Here is a 20,119-nt window from a genome sequence, read left to right as displayed (position 1 = left end):
CCATGCAGAAACTTCTACCCGTCGTAACGCTGCTGGCGCTGGCCGCGTTTGCCTGGAGCGGCAGCGATTACTACACCGGGCTGGCGATCAAGGTCATGATCTACGCCATCTTCGCGCTCAGCCTGCAATTGCTGGTGGGCGGCGCGGGGCTCGTCAGCCTGGGGCACGCCGCCTTCTTCGGCATTGGGGCGTATGTGGCGGCGTTGTTGTCGCCCGAATCCGAGGCGGCCAGCCTGTGGTGGCTGCTGCCCGCGGCGCTGCTGGCGGCGGCCGCCTATGCCGTGGTGACGGGCGCGCTGGCGCTGCGCACGCGCGGCGTGTACTTCATCATGGTCACGCTGGCCTTTGCGCAAATGGCGTACTACGTCTTCCACGACACCAAAGTCGGCGGCGGCAGCGACGGCATCTATCTGTACTTCCGGCCCGAGCTCGCCTTGGGCGGCTGGATGCCCTTCGACTTAAGCAACGCCACCACGTTCTATTTCTTTGTGCTGGCTTGCCTGACGCTGACCTGGGGCTTTCTGGCGCTGCTGCGGCGTTCGCCCTTTGGCGCGGCGCTGGCGGGCATTCGCATCAACGAACAGCGCATGCGGGCAGCGGGGTATTCGACGTATCCCTACAAGCTGACGGCCTACGTGGTGGGCGCCACGCTGGCCAGCTTGGCGGGCTTTCTGTTCGCGCTGAAAGACGGCTTTGTCACGCCGGAATTATTGGCTTGGGAGCAATCGGGCCTGGTGTTGCTGATGGTGATTCTGGGCGGCATGGCCAGCCTGGGCGGCGCGGTGATCGGTACGGTGACGCTGGTGCTGATGCAGGAGTTGTTCCAGTCGCAGGCGCTGTTTGGAGACTATGCGCGGCATTGGCATCTGCCCTTGGGGCTGGCCATCATTGCGCTGGTGGCGTTGTTGCCCAACGGCATTGCGGGCCTGCCGGCGCAATGGCGCCAGCGGCATCAGCGTCGGCCGTTGCAAAGCCCCGGCGCGCGCGCGACGCCAGCGGCAGCCGCCCCCCTGCCCGCTCCCCCCGCCGCCGCCCGCCTGCCCATTCAAGGAGAGCCCCATGTCTGACGTCTTGCTTGCCGCCGCCGATGTCACGCGGCGCTTCGGCGGCCTGACCGCCGTCAACGGCGTATCGCTGGGCTTGGCGCGCGGCCAGGTGCATGCCGTGATCGGCACCAACGGTGCGGGAAAATCCACGCTGATCAACATCCTGTCGGGTGAACTGGCGCCCAGCAGCGGGCACGTGATGCTGGGCGGGCGCGACATCACCGCCTGGCGCCAGCCCGAACGCGCGCGTGCGGGGCTGGGCCGCAGCTATCAGCGCTCTACCCTCTTTCCCGAACTTTCTGTGTTCGAAAACTGCCGGCTGGCCGCACAAGCTGGACGGCAGCGCTTCTGGCATTGGTGGCGCGCGGCATCCGATTGCCGGCGCAGCGCGGAATTGGCGCACCATGCGTTGGAACGCACGGGGCTGGCCGACGACGCCACGCGGCTGGCCGGGCTGCTGCCGCATGGCCGCAAGCGCCAATTGGAAATCGCCATGTGCCTGGCGGGCGAACCGCAGGTGCTGCTGCTGGACGAACCCTTGGCCGGCATGGGCCCCGAAGAAACCGACCGCATTCTGGACCTGCTGCAAACCTTGAAAGCGGGCCACGCAATCCTGTTGGTGGAACACGATATGGATGCGGTCTTTCGCATCGCCGAAACCATCACCGTGATGGTCAACGGCACCGCCATCGCCAGCGGCACGCCCGCCGACATCCGCGCCAATGCCGACGTGCGCACCGCCTACCTGGGCGAAGACACCGGCGCGTCCCACGAAGGAGCCGCAGCATGCACGCACTGATCGAAGCAGGCGGACTGCATGTGTACTACGGCGCCAGCCATGTGCTGCGTGGCGTGGACATGCACATCGCGCCGGGTGAATCGGTGGGTCTCGTCGGACGCAATGGCATGGGCAAGACGACGTTGATCCGCAGCCTGATGGGGCAAGTGAAAAGCGCGCAGGGGCAGGTGCGGGTCAGCGGCCGCGATTGCACGCGCGCGCAGCCGCACACGATAGCGCGCATGGGCTTGGCCTACGTGCCAGAGGGGCGCGGCATTTTTCCCAACCTGAATGTGCGCGAAAACCTGCAAGTGGCCGCGCGCCCCGGCGTGCGCGGCGGGCAGGACTGGACATACGCGCGCGTGCTGGACACGTTTCCGCGCCTGCGTGAACGGCTGGGGCATGGCGGGCAACAGTTGTCGGGCGGCGAGCAACAGATGCTGGCCATCGGCCGCGCGCTGATGACCAACCCCGACCTGCTGATTCTTGACGAAGCCACCGAAGGTCTGGCCCCGCTGATCGTGGCCGAGATCTGGAAGATCATTCGGCAGATTCGCACCACGGGCATGTCCACGCTGATCGTGGACCGCAATTACCGCGCGGTGCTGGAACACACCGACCGCTGCCTGGTAATGGAAAAAGGCGTGATCGTGCAAGATGGCGACAGCGCGTCGCTGGCCCGGCAACCCGAACAGCTGACGCGCTATCTGGGCGTGTAGGGAAACACGCCCGCCTTAGATCACCGCTTCGATCAGGAACGGGCCACGGCGCTTCAGGCCGTCGGCCAGTGCGCGTGCAAAGCCTTCAACCGTATCCACGCTGACCGCTTCCACGCCCATGCCGCGCGCCAGATGCGTCCAGTCCAGATACGGTTCTTCCAGGTCGAGCATGCGGCGCGCGTTGCGGCCCGGTTCCTTCACGCCCACGTTTTTCATTTCGCCGTGCAGCGTGGCGTAGGAACGGTTGGCCAGAATCACCGTCAGGCAATTCAGGTTTTCACGCGCCTGCGTCCACAAGGCTTGCAGCGTGTACATGCCGCTGCCGTCCGCCTGCAACGTGATGACCTTGCGGTCGGGGCACGCCACAGCGGCGCCGGTGGCCATGGGCAGGCCAATACCGATGGCGCCGCCCGTCAGCATCAGCCAATCGTGCGGGGCGCTGCTGGCGCTGTAGATCGGGAATTCACGGCCTTGCGTGATGGACTCATCGCACACGATGGCCTGTTCGGGCAAGGTGTGTGCGACCAGAATGTTCACGGCGGCACCCGTCAGCTTGCCGGACGACGGCACTTCATAGGCCGCGGCCGGCGTGGCCAGGCGCGGCGCGTCGGCGGCGATGCCAAGCTCATCCGCCAGCCATTCCAGCGCGTGGGCCAAGTCCTGTTCAGCAGAGGCCAGCACCACCTGGTTGCTGTCCGGCGGGGCCAGCAGGCTGGGCTTGCCGGGGTACGCGAAGAAGCCGACCGGCGCCTTCGCGCCTGCCAGCACCAGGTGCTTGACGTCTTTCAGCTTGGCCACGGCCATGTCGATGGGGTACGGCAGGCGGTCAACCGGCGTGCGCGCGCCGCCGCGTTCGATGCGGCGGTTGGACGTTTCCGACATCAGGCGCACGCCGGTGGCGCGCGCGATGCGGCCCGCGGCGTTCAGTGCGCGCTCGCGCAGCGCCGCGCCGCCCAGCATCAGCACGGTGACTTCACCCGAGCGGATGGCGGCGGCGGCCGCGCGCACGGCCTCGGCAGAGGTCTGCGCCAGCGGCGCGTCTTTCACCTGCACGGGCGCGGGGGCAGTGTCAGGCAGATCGGTCCAGGCGGTATCGGCAGGCAGGATCAGCGTGGCGATGTTGCCGGGCGACTGGCGCGCGACCCCGATGGCTTCGGCGGCATCGGCGGAAACGGCGGCGGCCGTCATCGTGCGCTTGACCCAGTGCGACATCGGGCGCGCCACGCCTTCGACGTCGCTCGTCAGCGGGGCGTCGTATTGCACGTGGTACGTCGCGTGGTCGCCCACAATGTTGACCATGGGCGTGCGGGCGCGCTTGGCGTTGTGCAGATTGGCCAGGCCATTGCCCAGGCCGGGGCCCAGATGCAGCAAGGTCGCGGCCGGCTTGTCGGCCATGCGCGCGTAACCGTCGGCCGCGCCCGTCACCACACCTTCGAACAGACCCAGCACGCAACGCATCTTGGGCTTGCGATCCAAGGCCGCGACAAAGTGCATTTCAGACGTGCCGGGGTTGGCAAAGCACACGTCCACATCGTTGGCCAGCAAGGTATCGCAAAGACTGTCAGCGCCGTTCATGATTTTCCCTAGTCGTTTTCAATGGCGATGCGGGCGCATGCGCGCCCGCCTGATATGCATGATAGGTAGCGTATCCGCATCGCGATAGAGCCATTTCAGCTTGCGGACATGGAACCATTCCGCCTGTGTTCCGTCTGCCGGAATCATGCAATAAAAACGGCCCGCGTGGGGCGGGCCGTGGTGGCGGTCAAGGCAGCCCGGTCAGCGGATGGGCCACGGATACATCGCGCCGCCCTGATTCCACAGCGCGTTCGTGCCGCGTTGCAGGCCCAGCTTGCTGTCCTTGCCGACGTTGCGTTCGAACACTTCGCTGTAGTTGCCGACCGCCTTGATGGCGTTGTAGGCCCACTTTTCATCCAGGCCCATGTTCTTGCCCGCGCCCGGCGTCACGCCCAGGATGCGCAAGACGTTGGGGTTATTGCTCTTGAGCATCTCATCCACGTTCTTTTGCGTGATGCCGTATTCCTCGGCTTCCAGCAGCGCAAACAGCGTCCAGCGCACGATGCCCAGCCAGTTCTCGTCGCCCTGGCGCACCATGGGGCCCAGCGGTTCCTTCGAGAAGCGTTCGGGCAGAATTTCGAAGTCGTTCGGGTTAGCGACTTGCGTCGCGCGCACGGCGGCCAGTTGCGAAGCGTCGTCAGTGAAGGCGTCGCAGCGGCCCGACTCAAAGGCGCGGACCACTTCAGTCACCTTGTCGATCACGACGGGTTTGAATTCGATGTTGTTGGAACGGAACCAGTCGGCCAGATTCAGTTCGGTGGTGGTGCCCGGCTGCACGCAAACCGTGGCGCCGTTCAGTTCCTTGGCGCTTTTGACGCCCAGCTTCTTGTTCACCAGAATGCCCTGGCCGTCATAAAAGCTGGCCGCCACGGCGGACAGGCCCAACGAGGTATCGCGCGTCTGCGTCAGCGTCACGGTGCGCAGCAGCACGTCCACTTCGCCCGATTGCAGCGCGGTGAAGCGTTGCTGAGTCGACAGCGCGGTGCCTTTGAATTTGCTTGCGTCACCGAAGACGGCGGCGGCCACGGCGCGGCAGATGTCCACGTCCATGCCTTCCCATTCGCCCTTGCTGTTGGTGGCCGAGAAACCGGAGACGCCGTCGGTCAGGCCGCACTGCACGAACCCTTTTTTCTTCACCGCATCCAGCGTGGGGCCGGCCACGGCGGCCTGGGACGCGCAAGCCAGGGCCAAGGCGCCGGCTGCAAACAAGATAGACCGCTTCATCGCTGCTTCTCCTGAAAGGGATGGCCGGGCGGCTTGTAAGCCGGCGCCGGCTGAAAACCGGGGCCCTGTTTTGCTGGGCCGCTCGCCAGATTAAGCGATGTCCACGGCGTGAACAACGCGATGCGGCCTAGTGAAAACCCGAGGCGTGACAAGTTGGCACGCCCACGGCATTTGTCCGGTGATCGAACTTAATCAGACTGATTCACCTCTTGGTGCACCGCCTTGCATGCCATACTTTTTTCGCGCCGATGTCCGATATACGGCATGGGCGTCATCCCCGCGCGGCACCGCCGCAACATCTTAAAAAACGCCGAGCGCGCCACAAAAAAAAACCCGGGCGCGCATCGATATTCGGTCGATTCATGGAGGAGACAAATCCATGGCACGTGTAGTCACGCCGCAGCCTCGCCGCCACGCCGCCGCCCCGCGCCGTCTGGCCCTGAAAACCTTGTTGTGGTCCGCGCTGGCGGCCGTCGGCCTGGTTGCCGGCCCCACCGGCCCCGCTAATGCGGCCGATGACTGGCCGTCCAAACCCATCAAGATCATCGTGCCGTATACCCCGGGCGGGTCTACCGACATCGTGACCCGCATCGTGATGGAAAAGCTGGGGCCGCGCTTAAAGCAGACGATCATCGTTGAAAACAAGCCCGGCGCGAACAGCAGCGTGGGGTCGGCAATGGCCGCCAAGTCGGACCCCGATGGCTACACCTTCCTGTCCATCCTGCCGGCCTACATCATCAACTTCCACCTGTACAAGCTCAACTATGCGCCCGCCGACCTGACGCCGGTGGTGCAGATGGCCGACCTGCCGCTGTTCCTGTTCGTGTCCGAAGACCTGCCCGTGAAAACGGTGGCCGATCTGGTGGCCTATGGCCGCAAGCACCCCGACAAACTGACCTACGCCTCCAGCGGCAATGGCTCCAGCGCGCACCTGACCGGCGCCGACTTCGCCTTGCAGAACAAGCTCACGATGACGCACGTGGCCTACAAGGGCAGCGCGCCGATCCTGACAGACCTGCTGGGCGGACGCGTCTCCATGGTGTTCGACCCGATCCTGGTGCCGATGCAATACGTGAAGCAGAACCGGTTGAAGGCGCTGGCGTTCACTGGCAAGGAACGCTGGCCGACCGAACCCGGCATTCCCACCATGGAAGAAGCCGGCATGCCCGGCTTCGTGACGGGCTCGTGGGCCGGTCTGATGGCGCCGGCCGGCACGCCCAAGCCGATCATCGAACGCATGGCGCGCGAGATCAGTGAAATCGTGAAGGAACCCGACGTGAAGCAGAAGTTCGTGGATGCCGGCTTCCTGCCTGTCGGCGGCACGACGGCGCAATTCGCAGAACTGATGAAGACCGACTCGGCACGCTACGCCGAGATCATCAAGCAGGCGGGCATTACCGTGAATTGAACGCGCGGCGGGCGCTGGTGCGGCCGGAATGCCGCAGCAGCGTCGCGCCGCCTCGGAGTCATCATGATCAATAAATTCATCGACACGCCCGACGACGCGGTCGCAGATATCCACGACGGCGCCACGGTGCTGATCAGCGGCTTTGGCGGCGCGGGCATGCCCACCGAACTCATCCACGCCTTGATCGACCAGGGCGCGCGCGAACTCACGGTAGTGAGCAACAACGCCGGCAATCACGAAACGGGGCTGGCCGCGCTGATCAAGGCCGGACGCGTGCGCAAGGTGATCTGCTCGTTTCCCAAGGCGTCGCACTCCTGGGTGTTCGACGACCTGTACCGCCGCGGCGGCATCGAACTGGAATGCGTGCCGCAAGGCACCATTGCCGAACGGCTGCGCGCGGCGGGCGCCGGGCTGGGCGGTTTCTTCACGCCCACCGCCTACGGCACCGAGCTGGCGCAAGGCAAAGAAACCCGCATCATCAACGGCCGCGGCCACGTGTTTGAAACGCCGCTGCATGGTGATTTTGCGCTGGTCAAAGCCGACCAGGGCGACCGCTGGGGCAACCTGACTTATCACAAGAGCGCGCGCAACTTCGGCCCCATCATGTGCATGGCGGCCAAGACCGCCATCGTGCAGGTGCGCGCCAAAGCCGAGCTGGGCGAGCTGCCGCCCGAAGCCATCGTCACGCCGGGCATTTTCGTCAAGCGCATCACCGAGGTGGCCCACGCCGCCTTCTCCAGCTGAAGGAATCCGCATGACTCTTTCCCCGACGTCCCGCCCGCAGACTTCCAGCCCTCGGGCGTATCAACCCCTGACCCGCGAGGCCATGGCGCGCCGCCTGGCCCTGGACATTCCCGATGGCAGCTACGTCAACCTGGGCATCGGCATGCCGGTGCTGGTGGCGGCCCATCTGCCCGATGACCGCGAGATCGTGCTGCACAGCGAAAACGGCATCCTGGGCATGGGCCCGCCGCCTGCTGACGACGCCATCAATCTGGATCTCATCAACGCCGGCAAGCAGCCCGTGACCTTGCTGACCGGCGGCTCGTACTTTCACCACGCGGATTCGTTCGCGATGATGCGCGGCGGCCATCTGGACATCTGCGTGATGGGCGGCATGCAGGTCGCGGCCAATGGCGATTTGGCCAACTGGTCGCTGGCCAAACCCGGCGAAGCCCCGGCCGTGGGCGGCGCGATGGACCTGGCGGTGGGCGCGCGCAGCGTGTTCATCATGATGGAGCACAACAGCAAGAACGGCGATCCGAAGATCGTTGAACGCTGCACCTATCCGCTGACCGGCGCGGGCGTGGTGGACCGCATCTACACGGACCTTGCCGTCATCGACGTCACGCCAGAAGGCCTGGTGGTTCGGGATATGATCGACGGCATGACGCTATCCGAACTGCAATCGCGCACGGGCGCACCGCTGCACGCACGCTGATGCTGCCCAACCTGCCTCCGCCCGGCTACGCCGCGCCGCTGGCCGCGGAGGATCATCCTGATCAGTTCCGTGGCGATCCTGATTACATGCTGACCTTGGCGCGCGGCCTGCACGTGATCCGCGCGTTCGGCACGCGCCGCCATCCGCAAACCGCCGCCGAACTGAGCCGGCGCGCCGGGCTGCCGCGTGCGGTGGTGCAGCGCTGCCTGCATACGCTGGTGCTGTTGGGCATTGCCGAGCAACACGGCCGGCTGTTCGTGCTGACGCCACGCATTTTGGGTTTGGGGTACGCGTACTTCTCATCCACGCCGTTCGTGTCGCTGGCCCAGCCCGTGCTGGAAGAGTTAAGCGCCACCGTCAACGAGACCTGCGCGCTGGCCATCATGGAAGGCAATGAAATGCTGTACCTGGCGCGTTCCGAAGTGAACCGCCTGCTGGCCACATCGATGGGACTGGGCAGCCGCCTGCCCGCATACTGCACGTCGATCGGCCGTGTGCTGCTGGCGCAATTGCCCGAGCCGGCGCTGGCGCGCTACTTCGCCGCGACCGATTTGCAGCCCTATACGGAATTCACGCTGATCACCGAAGCGAAACTGCGCGTGGAACTGGAACGTATCCGCGAGCAGGACTACGCGGTCGTCGACCAGGAATTGGAATTGAATGTGCGGGCGATTTCGGTGCCCGTGCGCTCAGCCAGCGGCAAAGCCTGCGGCGCGGTGAACGTCAGCGTCAAAGCGGCCAGGGTGCCGTTGACGAGATTGACGGATGAATTCCTGCCGCCGTTGCGGCAAGCGGTGGAGAGAATCGGAGAGTTCTTGGTGGCGTGAATGCAGCGGATGACGCGCGATGCAGGGCTTCCCGTGCGTAACGACAGGGCCACGCGACGATAGGGCCGCGCGACGACAGGTCCGCGCGACATCCAGCCTGCAATCACAAATCCGTCGTGTCCAACGTAAACGCAGCGGCCGCGCGGCCGATGCGGTCGTTGACCGCGTGCCATTCGTCTGTTGCCGGCGGCGCTTGCACGATGATGCGCGCATAACCCTGTTTGTCCAGATCGCGCAGCAGGCCGTACAAGGCTTGCGCATAACGCGCCGGGTCCGCAAGCACGGCATGCCATTGCAAGCGCGGGTCCAACGAGGCGGGCTTGTCCCCATACGCCACCACCACCACCTTGCCTGCCGGCAGGTTGCGGCCCTGGGCCACGTCTTGCAGGCGCGCGTCGGAGGCCAGCTCCAGCGGCGTGCGTGGCGCGTAGTGCGCTTTCAGCGTGCCGGATGCGCGCGGTGCGGCGGCGTCCGGGGCAAACACCTGCACGCCCAACACCGCTTCGATTTGCGCCGCGCTGATGTGACCCGGGCGCAGCAGCACGGGGCCGGCGCCGCGATCCAGGCGCGACAGATCCAGAATGGTGGATTCGATACCCACTTCCGATGCGCCGCCTTCCAGCACGGGCATGCCGGCAGCCACTTCGTCGGGGAATTCGCTCTTCACGTGCTCGGCCCGCGTGGGTGACACCTGGCCGAACTTGTTGGCGGATGGCGCGGCTACACCGCCCTGCCCGTTCGGCTTGCCGGCAGCAAACGCCGCCAGCAGCGCCTGCGCCACCGGATGCGATGGGCAGCGGATGCCGATGCTGTCCTGCCCGCCGCTTACCGTGTCAACGATATGCGGCGCGCGCTTCAGAATCAGCGTCAACGGACCGGGCCAGAACGCGTCGATCAGCAGACGCGCCTCGGGCGGCACCTGCGACGCCCAATACGACACATCGCCATCAGGCGCGATGTGCACGATGACGGGATGGTTCGACGGGCGGCCCTTGGCCGCGTAGATCTTCGCCACCGCCTGCGGGCTTTCCGCATCCGCACCCAGACCGTAGACGGTCTCGGTGGGAAAGGCGGCCAGCTCGCCGTCCAGCAAGCGTTGGGCGGCGCGGGCAATCTCCGCGGCGTTGGCGGACTCGGGCGGGGGCAAGGAAGACATCAGGATCGTCGCGGGTTACTCGGGGGCTTGCATGCCCAGCGCGGCCGCCACGCGGGCGGCATCGCTACGGGCTTGTTCCAGCGTGGGCGCCACGATGGTGATGTGGCCCATCTTGCGGCCACGGCGCGCCTCGCGCTTGCCGTACAGATGCAGCTTGGCCGTGGGCACCGCCAGCGCGGCGGCCCAATCGGGTTCGCGCTGCGTGGTGGCGGACTCGGACGCATACCAGATGTCGCCCAGGATGTTCAGCATGACGGCCGGCGCCATCAACGCGGCGCTGCCCAGCGGCAAGCCGGCCATGGCGCGCGCCTGTTGCTCGAACTGGCTGGTGACGCAGGCGTTCATCGTGTAGTGGCCGCTGTTGTGCGGACGCGGCGCGATCTCGTTGACGATCAGGCTGCCGTCTTGCAGCACGAAGAATTCCACGCACATCACGCCGTGGTAACCCAGGCCTTGCGCGATGGCTTTTGCCGCATCGGTGGCGCGGGCCTGCCGTTCTGCATGGGCCGCGTCCGATTCCACGGGCGCTGCGGTGGACACCGCCAGGATGCCATCGCGGTGCACGTTGCGCGCAACGGGGAACACGACGGTGGCGCCATCGAAACCGCGTGCAATCACGACCGAGATTTCATAATCCAGCGGCATCAGCGCTTCCAGCACGCACGCCACGCCGCCGAACTCGGCAAACGCCGCCAGCGCTTCGTCACGCGTGTTGATGCGGGCCTGGCCCTTGCCGTCGTAACCCAGACGGGCCACTTTCAGAATGCCGGGAAACAGCGCGTCGGACGCGGCGCGCACATCGGCTTCGCTGCGGATGGCGGCGTGCGGCGCAACGGGAATGCCTTGCGAAGCGATGAAGGTTTTTTCGGCGATGCGATCCTGCACGATGGCCACGGCGTCAGCGGCCGGGCTCACGCGGCAGCGCGTGGCCAGCGTGCGCAGGCTGTCGGCAGGCACGTTCTCGAATTCGGTGGTGACGGCTTGACAGGTCTGCGCCAGCCGGGCCAGGCCGGCTTCGTCATCGTAGGCGGCCTGAATGTGCAGGTCGGCCACCATGCCGGCGGGGCATTCGTCGGCCGGGTCCAGCACCGCAACCTTGTAGCCCAGGCTTTGCGCCGCGTGGCAGAACATGCGGCCCAGTTGGCCGCCGCCCAGCAAACCCAGCCAGCCGCCGGGAGCAATCATGAAAGAAGTCGATTGAGTCATACGGATCAGGCCTCGGGCGGAACCTTCATGTCGCGCGCGGCTTGCGTCTGGCGCGCGCGGAAGGCCACCAGCTTCTTGTGCAAACCGGCATCGGTGCCCGCCAGCGTGGCGATCAGGTGCAGCGCTGCGTTGGCCGCGCCCGCTTCGCCGATGGCGAAGGTGGCCACCGGCACGCCCTTGGGCATCTGCACGATGGACAAGAGCGAGTCTTCGCCACGCAGGTATTTGGAAGGCACCGGCACGCCAAACACCGGCACTTCGGTCAGCGCCGCCATCATGCCCGGCAAGTGGGCCGCGCCCCCGGCGCCGGCGATGATGCCGCGCAGGCCGCGGTCGTACGCCGCAGCGCCGTACTCGGCCATGTCCTGCGGCATGCGGTGCGCGGAAATCACGCGCGCCTCGTAGGCCACGCCGAAGTCCTCAAGCATGGTGACCGCGTGCTTCATGACCTCCCAATCGCTGGAAGATCCCATAATCACGCCCACCACGGGGGTGGCCTCTGCCGCTGCGGAAGTCTTGGCTGTCATAACCGGTGTCAAAGAGGTAAGACCGCGGAAACCCGCCCGCGGAATGTCAAAGGACCGCGGAACGTATCCGCGAAACCCGGTATTTTACCCGGCGCGCGCGACAGGCTACGGCGTGGCCGAAGACGGCAGCCACAGATAGGTGGTGGGATCGTCCGGGCAAGGCCCGAAACCGCACTCTAGCGTGGTGCTGCCAACGTTGGCCAGGGTCATGATGAAAAACAGGGCCATGACCACCACGCCCAGCATGGGCACCGGCTTTTTCAGCATGCTGTCGCCCCATTTGCGGTCGGCGGTCTGCATCAGGATGCTGAAAACGATGATGGCGGCGAATGCGATGAACGCCCAGGTATAGAAGTGCATGCCCAGAAAGGGCGAGCCATAGCCCGGGTCGCCGGGCGCCATGTGCAGCAGGACTTGCCGGCCAGAGGCGACCATGCCGCCCAGCGATGCGGCGATGCTCATCGCGTAGTGCATGGGCGATGGCCCCAGGCGCATGTTCAAGAGGAAGCCGACGCCGGCCAGGATAAGCGCGACGCGTTGCAGCAGGCAAAGCGGGCAAGGCAGCTCGTCATAGACGATCTGCCAGGCAAACGCCATGCCAAGAATGCCGGTCACACCCAGCAGCGCCAGGCCGTTCAAGACGCGCGAGCCGCGCGCTGGATTGCGGGAGAAGATCATGGCTTGGCCCTTACAGCGACAGCGCCAGCGGGCTGGTCATGTGGTGCTGGCACCAAGCGGCGAAGATCACCAACGTCAGCACCCAGAAGGTCACGCACGGGCGGCGTTTACCCGCCACGCCAAACCACACCGCGACCAATCCGGTCAGAAAAGGCAACATCATGATCATGCGGAAGGCTCCTGTCGTCGGACGTTCTGCGAAGGCAACCGACGAGTATAGCGTAACAATCCGACATATTTCCTATCGAAAACCCCCTATTGCCGGGGCCGATCGGGCTGCAAGAACCGCCGGCAACCGGCGAAAAAAACCCGCTCAACACAGGAGCGGGTTTTTGACAGCGCAGAGCTTGCCGGGTCAGGCGACCAGGCGGTCCAGCGCTTCGCGGTACTTGGCGGCGGTCTTTTCCAGCACGTCCTGCGGCAGGCGCGGTGCGGGCGGCGTCTTGTCCCAGGTTTGGGTTTCGAGCCAGTCGCGCACGAACTGCTTGTCGAACGACGGGGGGCTGATGCCCACGCGGTAGCCGTCAGCCGGCCAGAAGCGCGAGGAATCGGGCGTCAGCACTTCGTCCATCAAGTGCAGCGTGCCGTTGTCGTCCAGGCCGAATTCGAACTTGGTGTCGGCAATGATGATGCCCTTGGTGGCGGCGAACTTGGCGGCTTCGGCATACAGCTTGAGCGTCACGTCGCGGATGCGCTCGGCCATTTCCTGGCCGACTTCCTTGACCACGTGCGCGAAATCCACGTTCTCGTCGTGCATGCCGAATTCGGCCTTGGCGGCGGGCGTGAAGATGGGTTCGGGCAACTGGCTGGCCTGTTGCAGGCCGGCGGGCAGCTTGATGCCGCAGATGGCGCCGGTGGATTGGTAGTCTTTCCAGCCGGAACCGATCAGGTAGCCGCGGGCAACCGCTTCCACCAGGATCGGCTTCAGGCGCTTGACGACGACGGCGCGGCCGCGCACCTGGTCAACTTCGTCCGGGGCCACCACGTCTTCGGGCTTCACGCCCGTGGAGTGGTTCGGCAGGATGTGGGCCAGCTTCTGCAACCAGAATTCGGTCAGCTCGGTCAGCACCTGTCCCTTGCCGGGAATGGGATCGTCAAGAATCACGTCGAAGGCGGAGATACGATCCGACGCGACGATCAGCAACTTGTCGTCGCCCACCGCGTACATATCGCGCACCTTACCGCGGCCCAGCAGCGGCAAGGACTTGATGCTGGATTGATGCAAAGCAGAAGTCACGGGAATGGCCTATGGCAAAAATGAAGATTCCCGCCTCGGGCAGCGCCAGGGCGGGAAGTAGAACGAAATTGGAAACTTCAGAGCCGACCGGGCGCTGGAAAGCGGGTCGTGCAAAGCGCATAGATTACTGCAAATAAGCCCGTCTTGCCGGGCGGCGGGCAGCAGGTTAGTCTGGCTGCGTTCCAACATGCGCGCCGACCGCGACCCGCGTTACGGCGCCCCCCAATACCCCTGGAGGAGACAACGTCGTATGCAGGATGCATCCCAAAAACGCCCGTCCCACGCCGACGCGCAGGTTCATCTGACGGGGGGATGCCAGTGCGGCGCCGTCCGTTACGCCGTCACGGATGAGCCCATCACCGCGGCCACCTGTCATTGCCGGGACTGCCAGTATTCCAGCGGCGGCGCCCCGTCCCATGCGTTGATCTTCCCCGCCGGCTCGGTCACGATGCTGCGCGGCCAGGCCAAGGAGCACCGCTACAAGGGCGATTCCGGCCACACCGTCATGCGCAGCTTCTGCGCCGCCTGTGGCACGCCGCTGTTCGGCGGCTCGGAAGGCATGGGGTACGAAGTGGTGCGCGCGGGGTCGCTGGACGACCCGGAAGCCTTCCACGCCAAGGCCAGCCTGTGGACGAGCTCGGCGCCGTCCTGGCACCACGTGGACCGCAACGTGCCGCACTTTCCCAAGAACTCGCCGGCGGGATAGCGCTATTCAGACTGCACTGCATAGTCCTATTCAGACTGCATCGCACCCGCATAAAAAAAGGGGCGGCCCCATGCGAGGCCGCCCCTTTTGCTTGTGTGCGCCGCCCGAGGACGGCGCACGGCAGAGCTTATTGCACCACTTGCGACAGCTTGCCCGACGCGTATTGCGCGGCGATGTCGGTCAGCGGCAGCGCCTTGATCTTGCTGGCGTTGCCGGCGGTGCCGAATTCCGTGTAGCGAGCCACACAGATCGCGCGGGCGGCGGCGCGGGCGGGCTTCAGGTATTCACGCGGGTCGAACTTTTCCGGGTTCTCGGCAAAGAAGCGGCGGATCGCGCCGGTCATGGCCAGACGGATATCGGTGTCGATATTGATCTTGCGCACGCCGTACTTGATGGCTTCCTGGATTTCCTCGACCGGCACGCCGTAGGTTTCCTTCATGTTGCCGCCGAATTCACGGATCTCGGCCAGCAGTTCCTGCGGCACGCTGGAGCTGCCGTGCATCACCAGGTGGGTGTTCGGCAGGCGGGCGTGGATTTCCTTGATGCGGGAGATCGACAGGATGTCGCCCGTGGGCTTGCGCGTGAACTTGTAGGCGCCGTGGCTGGTGCCGATGGCGATCGCCAGGGCGTCCAGCTGCGTGCGGCGCACGAAGTCGGCGGCTTGTTCCGGGTCGGTCAGCAGCTGGTCCATCGTCAGCTTGCCGTCGGCGCCGTGGCCGTCTTCCTTGTCGCCTTCCATGGTTTCCAGGGAACCCAGGCAGCCGAGTTCGCCTTCAACCGTCACGCCCAGCTTGTGGGCGATGTCCACGACTTTCTTGGTGACTTCGACGTTGTAGTCGTAGTCGGCGATGGTCTTGCCGTCTTCTTTCAGCGAACCGTCCATCATCACGCTGGAGAATCCCAGGTCGATGGCGCCTTGGCAGACCTTGGGCGACTGGCCGTGATCCTGGTGCATCACGACGGGGATGTGCGGGTAGGATTCCACTGCGGCCTGGATCAGGTGCTTCAGGAAGCCTTCGCCCGCGTACTTACGCGCGCCGGCCGACGCCTGCATGATCACCGGGCTGTCGGTCTCCGCAGCGGCTTCCATGATGGCCTGGACTTGTTCCAGGTTGTTGACGTTGAAAGCCGGAATGCCGTAGCCGTTCTCGGCGGCGTGGTCGAGCAACTGGCGCATGGAGACTAGGGCCATGAGTGGTCCTCCTAAGTACTGTCTATGGAAAGATGGTTGAAGTCCTGCTGAATGGGGTGATTTTACGGGGGAATCGCTGAAAGGTCTTGCAACCGGCCGTATCCGGTCCATTCAGAGGATGGCGCGCTGCTCGGCGGCTAGGTCGCATCCCCCGGACGAGGGATGGACAAAGGGGCGACGGCCCCGTTTGGACCCTCGCCCGCGATCAAGGCCGGCCGGCGTGCGGCACGTCTACCCGAGTCATCAGAATGCGCCCTTCGGGTTTGGCGCGGCGGTTGGCTTCGATGAAGTCCGGTGCTGCGGCCATGAACAATGTGCAGCCGTCCGGCCCGCCCAGCGCTGCGGCGAAGATGCCGAATTCGCCGGTGTCGATCTGCTCAAGAATCTGGCCGCCGCGCGCCACCCGCACGATTCGTTTGCCGATGGCGTCCGCCACCCACACCGCGCCTTCCGCGTCCAGCGCGCCGCCGTCGGGGCCGATGGCCGACGCCGCGATCAGCACTGACAAGTCGTCGCTGTCGGGCAAGGCGCCGAAGTTCGCCCAGTCGCGCCGGGGGCCCAGCGCACCGTTGGCCAGGATGTCGAACTCGGAAATGCGGTTGCCGAAGGTTTCGTTGACGATCATCGTCTTGCCGTCGGGGGTAATGAACGAGCCGTTGGGAAAGCACAGCCCGTCGGCCACCACTTGCGCCACGCCGTCCGTGTCCACCTTCACCAGCGTCGTCGTCGCGACCGGCTCGCCCGCCATCAGGTCAAAACCGAAATTGCCCACATAGGCCCGGCCTTCGGCATCCACCACCATGTCATTGATAGGGCCGCCCGTCAGCGCTGACAAGTCGGCATGCACGGCGAGCGTGCCATCCTTCTCGCGGCGCAGCACCTTGCGGTCTTTCATGGATGAGATCAGCAAGCGGCCATCGGGCAGCCAGCCCAGGCCCGAAGGCTGCTGCGGCACTCGGCAGATCTGTTCGACCTTGCCGGCCAGATCCACGGCGATCACCTGCTCGGTATAGAAATCCGACGCCCACAGGCGGTCTTCGTGCCACCGCAGCCCTTCCAGGTACGTGTACCCGGACGCCAGCACGGACAATTCACGTTTCGGCATTGCCTTGTCTCCTATTTATCGCCCCGGTCGGGGCCGGTTCTTATCGGTGCGCCCCTGGCCGTCAGAAGGCGCCGGAGCGGGCCCATTCTGGCATGGGCGGCGAGGGTTCGGGGAGCTCGGAATATTGATACGAAACGTATCCAACCCATCGCCCTGGCCCCCTGGGAATCAACACTCGATGCGTCCCCAAGCTGACAACTAACTGTCAGGTTTGCGGCGTTAACATCGCGCCCCAAGGGAAAACCCGCGCTCTCGGGGCCCCTGGCATATCCGTCTCACCGGACCCCGTCCTGCCTCGCCCCATGCCGGCGGGCCGCGCCCCGAATGCGGGCCGAGCGACAGGTCCCTCGTTTCCGTTTTGATCATGAATACAAAGAAGCTGACGCGTTACATCGGCATCGCCATGGTGTTGGGCGTCCTGGTGGGCTACCTCTGCAATAAGACGGCGCAAGACGCGAAACATGCCGCAGACATTGCGTCGTACTTCAGCCTGATCACAGACATCTTCCTGCGCATGATCAAGATGATCATCGCCCCGCTGGTGTTCGCGACGCTGGTATCCGGTCTGGCCAGCATGAGCGACGCCAATGCTGTGGGCCGCATCGGCCTGCGCGCCATGGTCTGGTTCATCTCTGCGTCGGCAATCTCGCTGCTGCTTGGGCTGATGCTGGTCAATATCTTCCAGCCCGGCGCGCACATGAACCTGGCGATTCCGGACGCGGGCATCACATCGGGTCTGAAGACGGGCGACTTCACGCTCAAGGCCTTCATTGCGCACGTGTTCCCCAAGAGCATCGCCGAAGCGATGGCCAACAACGAGATCCTGCAGATTCTGGTGTTCTCGCTGTTCTTCGGCGCGGCGCTGTCGTTCATTCGCAGCAAGGGCCACAACACGATCTACAACATGATCGACGAGCTGGCCAAGATCATGTTCCGCGTGACCGACTACGTGATGCGCTTTGCGCCGCTGGGCGTGTTCGCCGCCATGGCCGCCGCCATCACTACCGAAGGCCTGGGCGTGCTGGTCAGCTACGGCAAGCTGATCGGGGAGTTCTATCTGGGCCTGGCGCTGCTGTGGGCCATTCTGTTTGGCGTCGGCTACCTGTTCCTGGGCAAGTCCACGCGCCGCTTGGGCGGGCTGATCAAGGAACCCACCCTGCTCGCCTTCTCTACCGCCAGCAGCGAATCCGCATACCCCAAGACCATCGAAGCGCTGGAACGCTTTGGCGTGTCCAAGCGCATCTCGGGTTTTGTGCTGCCGCTGGGTTACTCGTTCAACCTGGACGGCTCGATGATGTATCAGTCGTTCGCGGTGCTGTTCATCGCGCAGGCTTACAACATCGAGATGAGCTTCTCGCAGCAGCTCACGCTGCTGCTGGTGCTGATGGTGACCAGCAAGGGCATGGCCGGTGTGGCGCGCGCCTCGCTCGTGGTGGTGGCCGCCACCCTGCCGATGTTCCACCTGCCCGAAGCCGGCCTGCTGCTGATCATGGGCATCGACCAGTTCTTCGACATGGGCCGCACGGCCACCAACGTGGTGGGCAACAGCCTGGCCACCGCCGTCATCGCCAAACTGGAAGGTGACCAGGGTGACCAGAATAATCAGGATGAGCAGGCCGCAGTGGCCAGCCCGGCCGCTCAAATGAACGTGGCCGAGGCCCGCGACAACGCTTGACCGGCGCGCAGCGGCGGGAGCAACATAGGAATCCCTGTTGCCACCCGCCGGCGCGTCGCGCCCCAGCGCCACGTGCTACCCGCATGCCATGACACCCCACCCCCTGCGCGGCATTCTCGCGGCCATCGCCGTGATGGCCGCCGCACCTGCCGCCCACGCCTGGACGCGCATCTCCTGCGACTTGAGCGGCACGGCTTCCACGCCTGCCGTCCAGATGCGTCAATACCGCACCGATGGCACGGAGCTGTCTCAAACCACGTTCAAGTTGAAGGTCAAGTCGGCCGACATTCCGGACGGCGCGCGCGCCGATACCGATTGCACCGAATTTGTGGACCGCGAGATTGATGTGTCGCTGGACAACACGCCGCCCGGCCAGATCCGCAAGGGCCGCCCGATCACGCTGCGTTATCGCTACGATGAGTCGCTGGGGCAAAGCCTGGCGACGAAATTCGAGCTGGTCCGTTAAGACCAGCTCGATGCCGCGTGGCGGCAGATTTGCTTAGTCGTTGACCGAGCAGGACACCGGTGCGCCGTCTTCGAATTCGACGTCGTAGGTGTGGACCGGGTCCCAGGGCAACGTGAACCACAGTTCGTAGCCGTCGCCGTCTTCGTCGAACAGCCACAACGCGCGCAGCACGGCTTTTTCCGCCATGGCTTCCGCCGTTTCTTCCTGCAGCAGTTGATCGTCTTCGATGCCCAGCTTCTTGCAGTGCTCGTACGAATAGTTATCCAGCAGGAACTCGGCCGCTGCCAGGATGTGATCGTCCAGATTGTCGATGATGCCCTTGACCACCTTGGATGCGCCGCTATCGGGCTCTTCGCCATCCGTCTGGATCATGACGTGAATGGGAGGACGCCCATCGCCGGCAGGCACGTTTTCGGCCGCCCACAGATCGGGTTCTTCGGGGTCTTGGGTGAAATTGAATCGTGCCATCGCGCGCTCCGGAAGATGGGATAGCGAGCCGTGAAAGAGTCGGCTGCGCCTTAGGCCGTTACGCCATTTCGCCATTTAACCAGATGCGCGGCGGCCCGTCTGTGACTGCTGGCGATGTTTTTGCCCCTATACGCGTTCCAGCGGCCAATGCGGCAGTGCGGGCAGATCGGTGCGGATGGTGTCGCCCGGGCTCACCGCCCCGCCTTCAATCACGATTCCCATCACGCCCGCCCGGCGTTGCAGGCTGCCGTCGGGGTTGCGGCCCAGCACCGCGGCCGTCAGACCTTTCTGATAATGGTCCAGTTGCACGCAGGGGTTGCGCAGGCCGGTGATCTCGATCACGGCATCGGCGCCGATGCGCAGCCGCGCCCCACGCGGCAGGGCCAGTAAATCAATACCCCGCGTGGTGATGTTTTCGCCCATCGTGCCCTCGGCCACGTTGAATCCGGCCAGTTGCAACTCGTCATGCAACTCTGCCTGAATCAGATGCACTTGACGCAGGTTGGGCTGCGTCGGGTCGGCCCGCACGCGGGACCGGTGTTTGACGGTCACGCCCAGATGGGCATCCCCCTCCACACCCAAGCCTTCAATCAACATGATCATCGGCACAATCGGCTTGCTGAACGTGTGCGTGGCGCTTAGCGCCACGGCGGTCACGATCGGATGCATCGCGGTTCTCCAGGAA

The 20,119-nt window shown here is 65.0% G+C and carries 22 protein-coding genes; 10 read left to right on the top strand and 12 right to left on the bottom strand.

Annotated elements, in window-relative coordinates; translation table 11 throughout:
• Window positions 1-2: 2 nt before the first annotated feature.
• Genes HV765_RS25980 through HV765_RS25970 form a run of 3 tightly spaced genes read left to right on the top strand, consistent with a single transcriptional unit; the run spans window position 3 to window position 2,543 of the window.
• Window positions 3-1,067, top strand: a complete 1,065-nt coding sequence (locus HV765_RS25980; protein WP_175171450.1) for a branched-chain amino acid ABC transporter permease — start codon at window positions 3-5, stop codon at window positions 1,065-1,067.
• Window positions 1,060-1,845 (top strand): ABC transporter ATP-binding protein, encoded by a 786-nt coding sequence (locus HV765_RS25975; protein ID WP_175171449.1) that lies wholly within the window; start codon window positions 1,060-1,062, stop codon window positions 1,843-1,845. The genes HV765_RS25980 and HV765_RS25975 overlap by 8 nt, the downstream gene beginning before the upstream one ends.
• Window positions 1,833-2,543 (top strand): ABC transporter ATP-binding protein, encoded by a 711-nt coding sequence (locus tag HV765_RS25970; protein WP_054422492.1) that lies wholly within the window; start codon window positions 1,833-1,835, stop codon window positions 2,541-2,543. The genes HV765_RS25975 and HV765_RS25970 overlap by 13 nt, the downstream gene beginning before the upstream one ends.
• Before the next feature lie 15 nt (window positions 2,544-2,558).
• On the opposite strand, the gene HV765_RS25965 is transcribed toward HV765_RS25970, so the two are convergent.
• On the bottom strand, window positions 2,559-4,118 hold the full coding sequence (locus tag HV765_RS25965) for an acetolactate synthase large subunit (RefSeq protein WP_054422493.1): 1,560 nt from the start codon (window positions 4,116-4,118) through the stop codon (window positions 2,559-2,561).
• Between the two features lie 201 nt (window positions 4,119-4,319).
• A complete protein-coding gene (locus HV765_RS25960) occupies window positions 4,320-5,342 on the bottom strand; it encodes an amino acid ABC transporter substrate-binding protein (RefSeq protein ID WP_175171448.1) in 1,023 nt (340 codons plus the stop codon).
• A 379-nt stretch (window positions 5,343-5,721) separates the two neighbouring features.
• On the opposite strand from HV765_RS25960, the gene HV765_RS25955 reads away from it, so the two are divergent.
• From HV765_RS25955 to HV765_RS25940, 4 genes are all read left to right on the top strand, one after another.
• Window positions 5,722-6,750, top strand: a complete 1,029-nt coding sequence (locus HV765_RS25955) for a Bug family tripartite tricarboxylate transporter substrate binding protein (protein WP_175171447.1) — start codon at window positions 5,722-5,724, stop codon at window positions 6,748-6,750.
• 63 nt (window positions 6,751-6,813) lie between these two features.
• Window positions 6,814-7,494, top strand: coding sequence for a 3-oxoacid CoA-transferase subunit A (locus HV765_RS25950; RefSeq protein ID WP_054422496.1), 681 nt, complete (start codon window positions 6,814-6,816; stop codon window positions 7,492-7,494).
• 10 nt (window positions 7,495-7,504) lie between these two features.
• Complete coding sequence (locus tag HV765_RS25945; protein WP_054422497.1) at window positions 7,505-8,191, top strand: 3-oxoacid CoA-transferase subunit B; 687 nt, start codon at window positions 7,505-7,507, stop codon at window positions 8,189-8,191.
• Window positions 8,191-9,018 carry an IclR family transcriptional regulator domain-containing protein gene (locus tag HV765_RS25940; protein ID WP_054422498.1) on the top strand — a complete coding sequence of 276 codons (828 nt, stop codon included), beginning with the start codon at window positions 8,191-8,193 and terminating at the stop codon, window positions 9,016-9,018. Before HV765_RS25945 ends, HV765_RS25940 begins: the two co-directional genes overlap by 1 nt.
• A gap of 103 nt (window positions 9,019-9,121) precedes the next feature.
• Here the strand turns inward: HV765_RS25940 and HV765_RS25935 are convergent, their stop codons facing one another.
• The 6 genes from HV765_RS25935 to HV765_RS25910 all read right to left on the bottom strand — a co-directional run bounded on the left by HV765_RS25935 (window position 9,122) and on the right by HV765_RS25910 (window position 13,822).
• On the bottom strand, window positions 9,122-10,174 hold the full coding sequence (locus HV765_RS25935; RefSeq protein WP_054422499.1) for an L-threonylcarbamoyladenylate synthase: 1,053 nt from the start codon (window positions 10,172-10,174) through the stop codon (window positions 9,122-9,124).
• A 15-nt stretch (window positions 10,175-10,189) separates the two neighbouring features.
• Complete coding sequence (locus HV765_RS25930; protein ID WP_175171446.1) at window positions 10,190-11,380, bottom strand: 5-(carboxyamino)imidazole ribonucleotide synthase; 1,191 nt, start codon at window positions 11,378-11,380, stop codon at window positions 10,190-10,192.
• A gap of 5 nt (window positions 11,381-11,385) precedes the next feature.
• The gene (gene purE / locus HV765_RS25925) at window positions 11,386-11,907 is read right to left on the bottom strand and encodes a 5-(carboxyamino)imidazole ribonucleotide mutase (RefSeq protein WP_054422501.1); all 522 of its coding nucleotides are present in this window, start codon (window positions 11,905-11,907) and stop codon (window positions 11,386-11,388) included.
• 105 nt (window positions 11,908-12,012) lie between these two features.
• Complete coding sequence (locus HV765_RS25920) at window positions 12,013-12,585, bottom strand: disulfide bond formation protein B (protein ID WP_054422502.1); 573 nt, start codon at window positions 12,583-12,585, stop codon at window positions 12,013-12,015.
• 10 nt (window positions 12,586-12,595) lie between these two features.
• The gene (locus HV765_RS25915; RefSeq protein WP_175171445.1) at window positions 12,596-12,754 is read right to left on the bottom strand and encodes a DUF5993 family protein; all 159 of its coding nucleotides are present in this window, start codon (window positions 12,752-12,754) and stop codon (window positions 12,596-12,598) included.
• Between the two features lie 186 nt (window positions 12,755-12,940).
• Window positions 12,941-13,822, bottom strand: coding sequence for a phosphoribosylaminoimidazolesuccinocarboxamide synthase (locus HV765_RS25910; RefSeq protein ID WP_054422503.1), 882 nt, complete (start codon window positions 13,820-13,822; stop codon window positions 12,941-12,943).
• A 250-nt stretch (window positions 13,823-14,072) separates the two neighbouring features.
• Between HV765_RS25910 and HV765_RS25905 the strand changes: the two genes are divergently transcribed.
• Entirely contained in the window at window positions 14,073-14,528 is a 456-nt protein-coding gene (locus HV765_RS25905; RefSeq protein ID WP_175171444.1) for a GFA family protein, read from the top strand.
• Between the two features lie 127 nt (window positions 14,529-14,655).
• Here the strand turns inward: HV765_RS25905 and fba are convergent, their stop codons facing one another.
• A complete protein-coding gene (gene fba / locus HV765_RS25900) occupies window positions 14,656-15,720 on the bottom strand; it encodes a class II fructose-bisphosphate aldolase (RefSeq protein ID WP_054422505.1) in 1,065 nt (354 codons plus the stop codon).
• 205 nt (window positions 15,721-15,925) lie between these two features.
• Complete coding sequence (locus HV765_RS25895; protein WP_054422506.1) at window positions 15,926-16,825, bottom strand: SMP-30/gluconolactonase/LRE family protein; 900 nt, start codon at window positions 16,823-16,825, stop codon at window positions 15,926-15,928.
• Window positions 16,826-17,189: 364 nt separating this feature from the next.
• On the opposite strand from HV765_RS25895, the gene HV765_RS25890 reads away from it, so the two are divergent.
• Both HV765_RS25890 and HV765_RS25885 read left to right on the top strand, forming a co-directional pair.
• Window positions 17,190-18,500, top strand: a complete 1,311-nt coding sequence (locus HV765_RS25890) for a dicarboxylate/amino acid:cation symporter (RefSeq protein ID WP_175171443.1) — start codon at window positions 17,190-17,192, stop codon at window positions 18,498-18,500.
• An 88-nt stretch (window positions 18,501-18,588) separates the two neighbouring features.
• The gene (locus HV765_RS25885; RefSeq protein ID WP_175171442.1) at window positions 18,589-18,966 is read left to right on the top strand and encodes a hypothetical protein; all 378 of its coding nucleotides are present in this window, start codon (window positions 18,589-18,591) and stop codon (window positions 18,964-18,966) included.
• Between the two features lie 33 nt (window positions 18,967-18,999).
• On the opposite strand, the gene HV765_RS25880 is transcribed toward HV765_RS25885, so the two are convergent.
• Window positions 19,000-19,434 carry a hypothetical protein gene (locus tag HV765_RS25880; protein ID WP_054422507.1) on the bottom strand — a complete coding sequence of 145 codons (435 nt, stop codon included), beginning with the start codon at window positions 19,432-19,434 and terminating at the stop codon, window positions 19,000-19,002.
• 126 nt (window positions 19,435-19,560) lie between these two features.
• Window positions 19,561-20,103: an MOSC domain-containing protein gene (locus HV765_RS25875; RefSeq protein ID WP_054422508.1), complete on the bottom strand. Its 543-nt coding sequence runs from the start codon at window positions 20,101-20,103 to the stop codon at window positions 19,561-19,563.
• Between the last annotated feature and the right edge of the window lie 16 nt (window positions 20,104-20,119).

The organism is Achromobacter kerstersii, from assembly GCF_902859595.1.
Lineage (GTDB): Bacteria > Pseudomonadota > Gammaproteobacteria > Burkholderiales > Burkholderiaceae_B > Achromobacter > Achromobacter kerstersii.
This window is presented reverse-complemented; position numbering and strand designations above follow the sequence as displayed.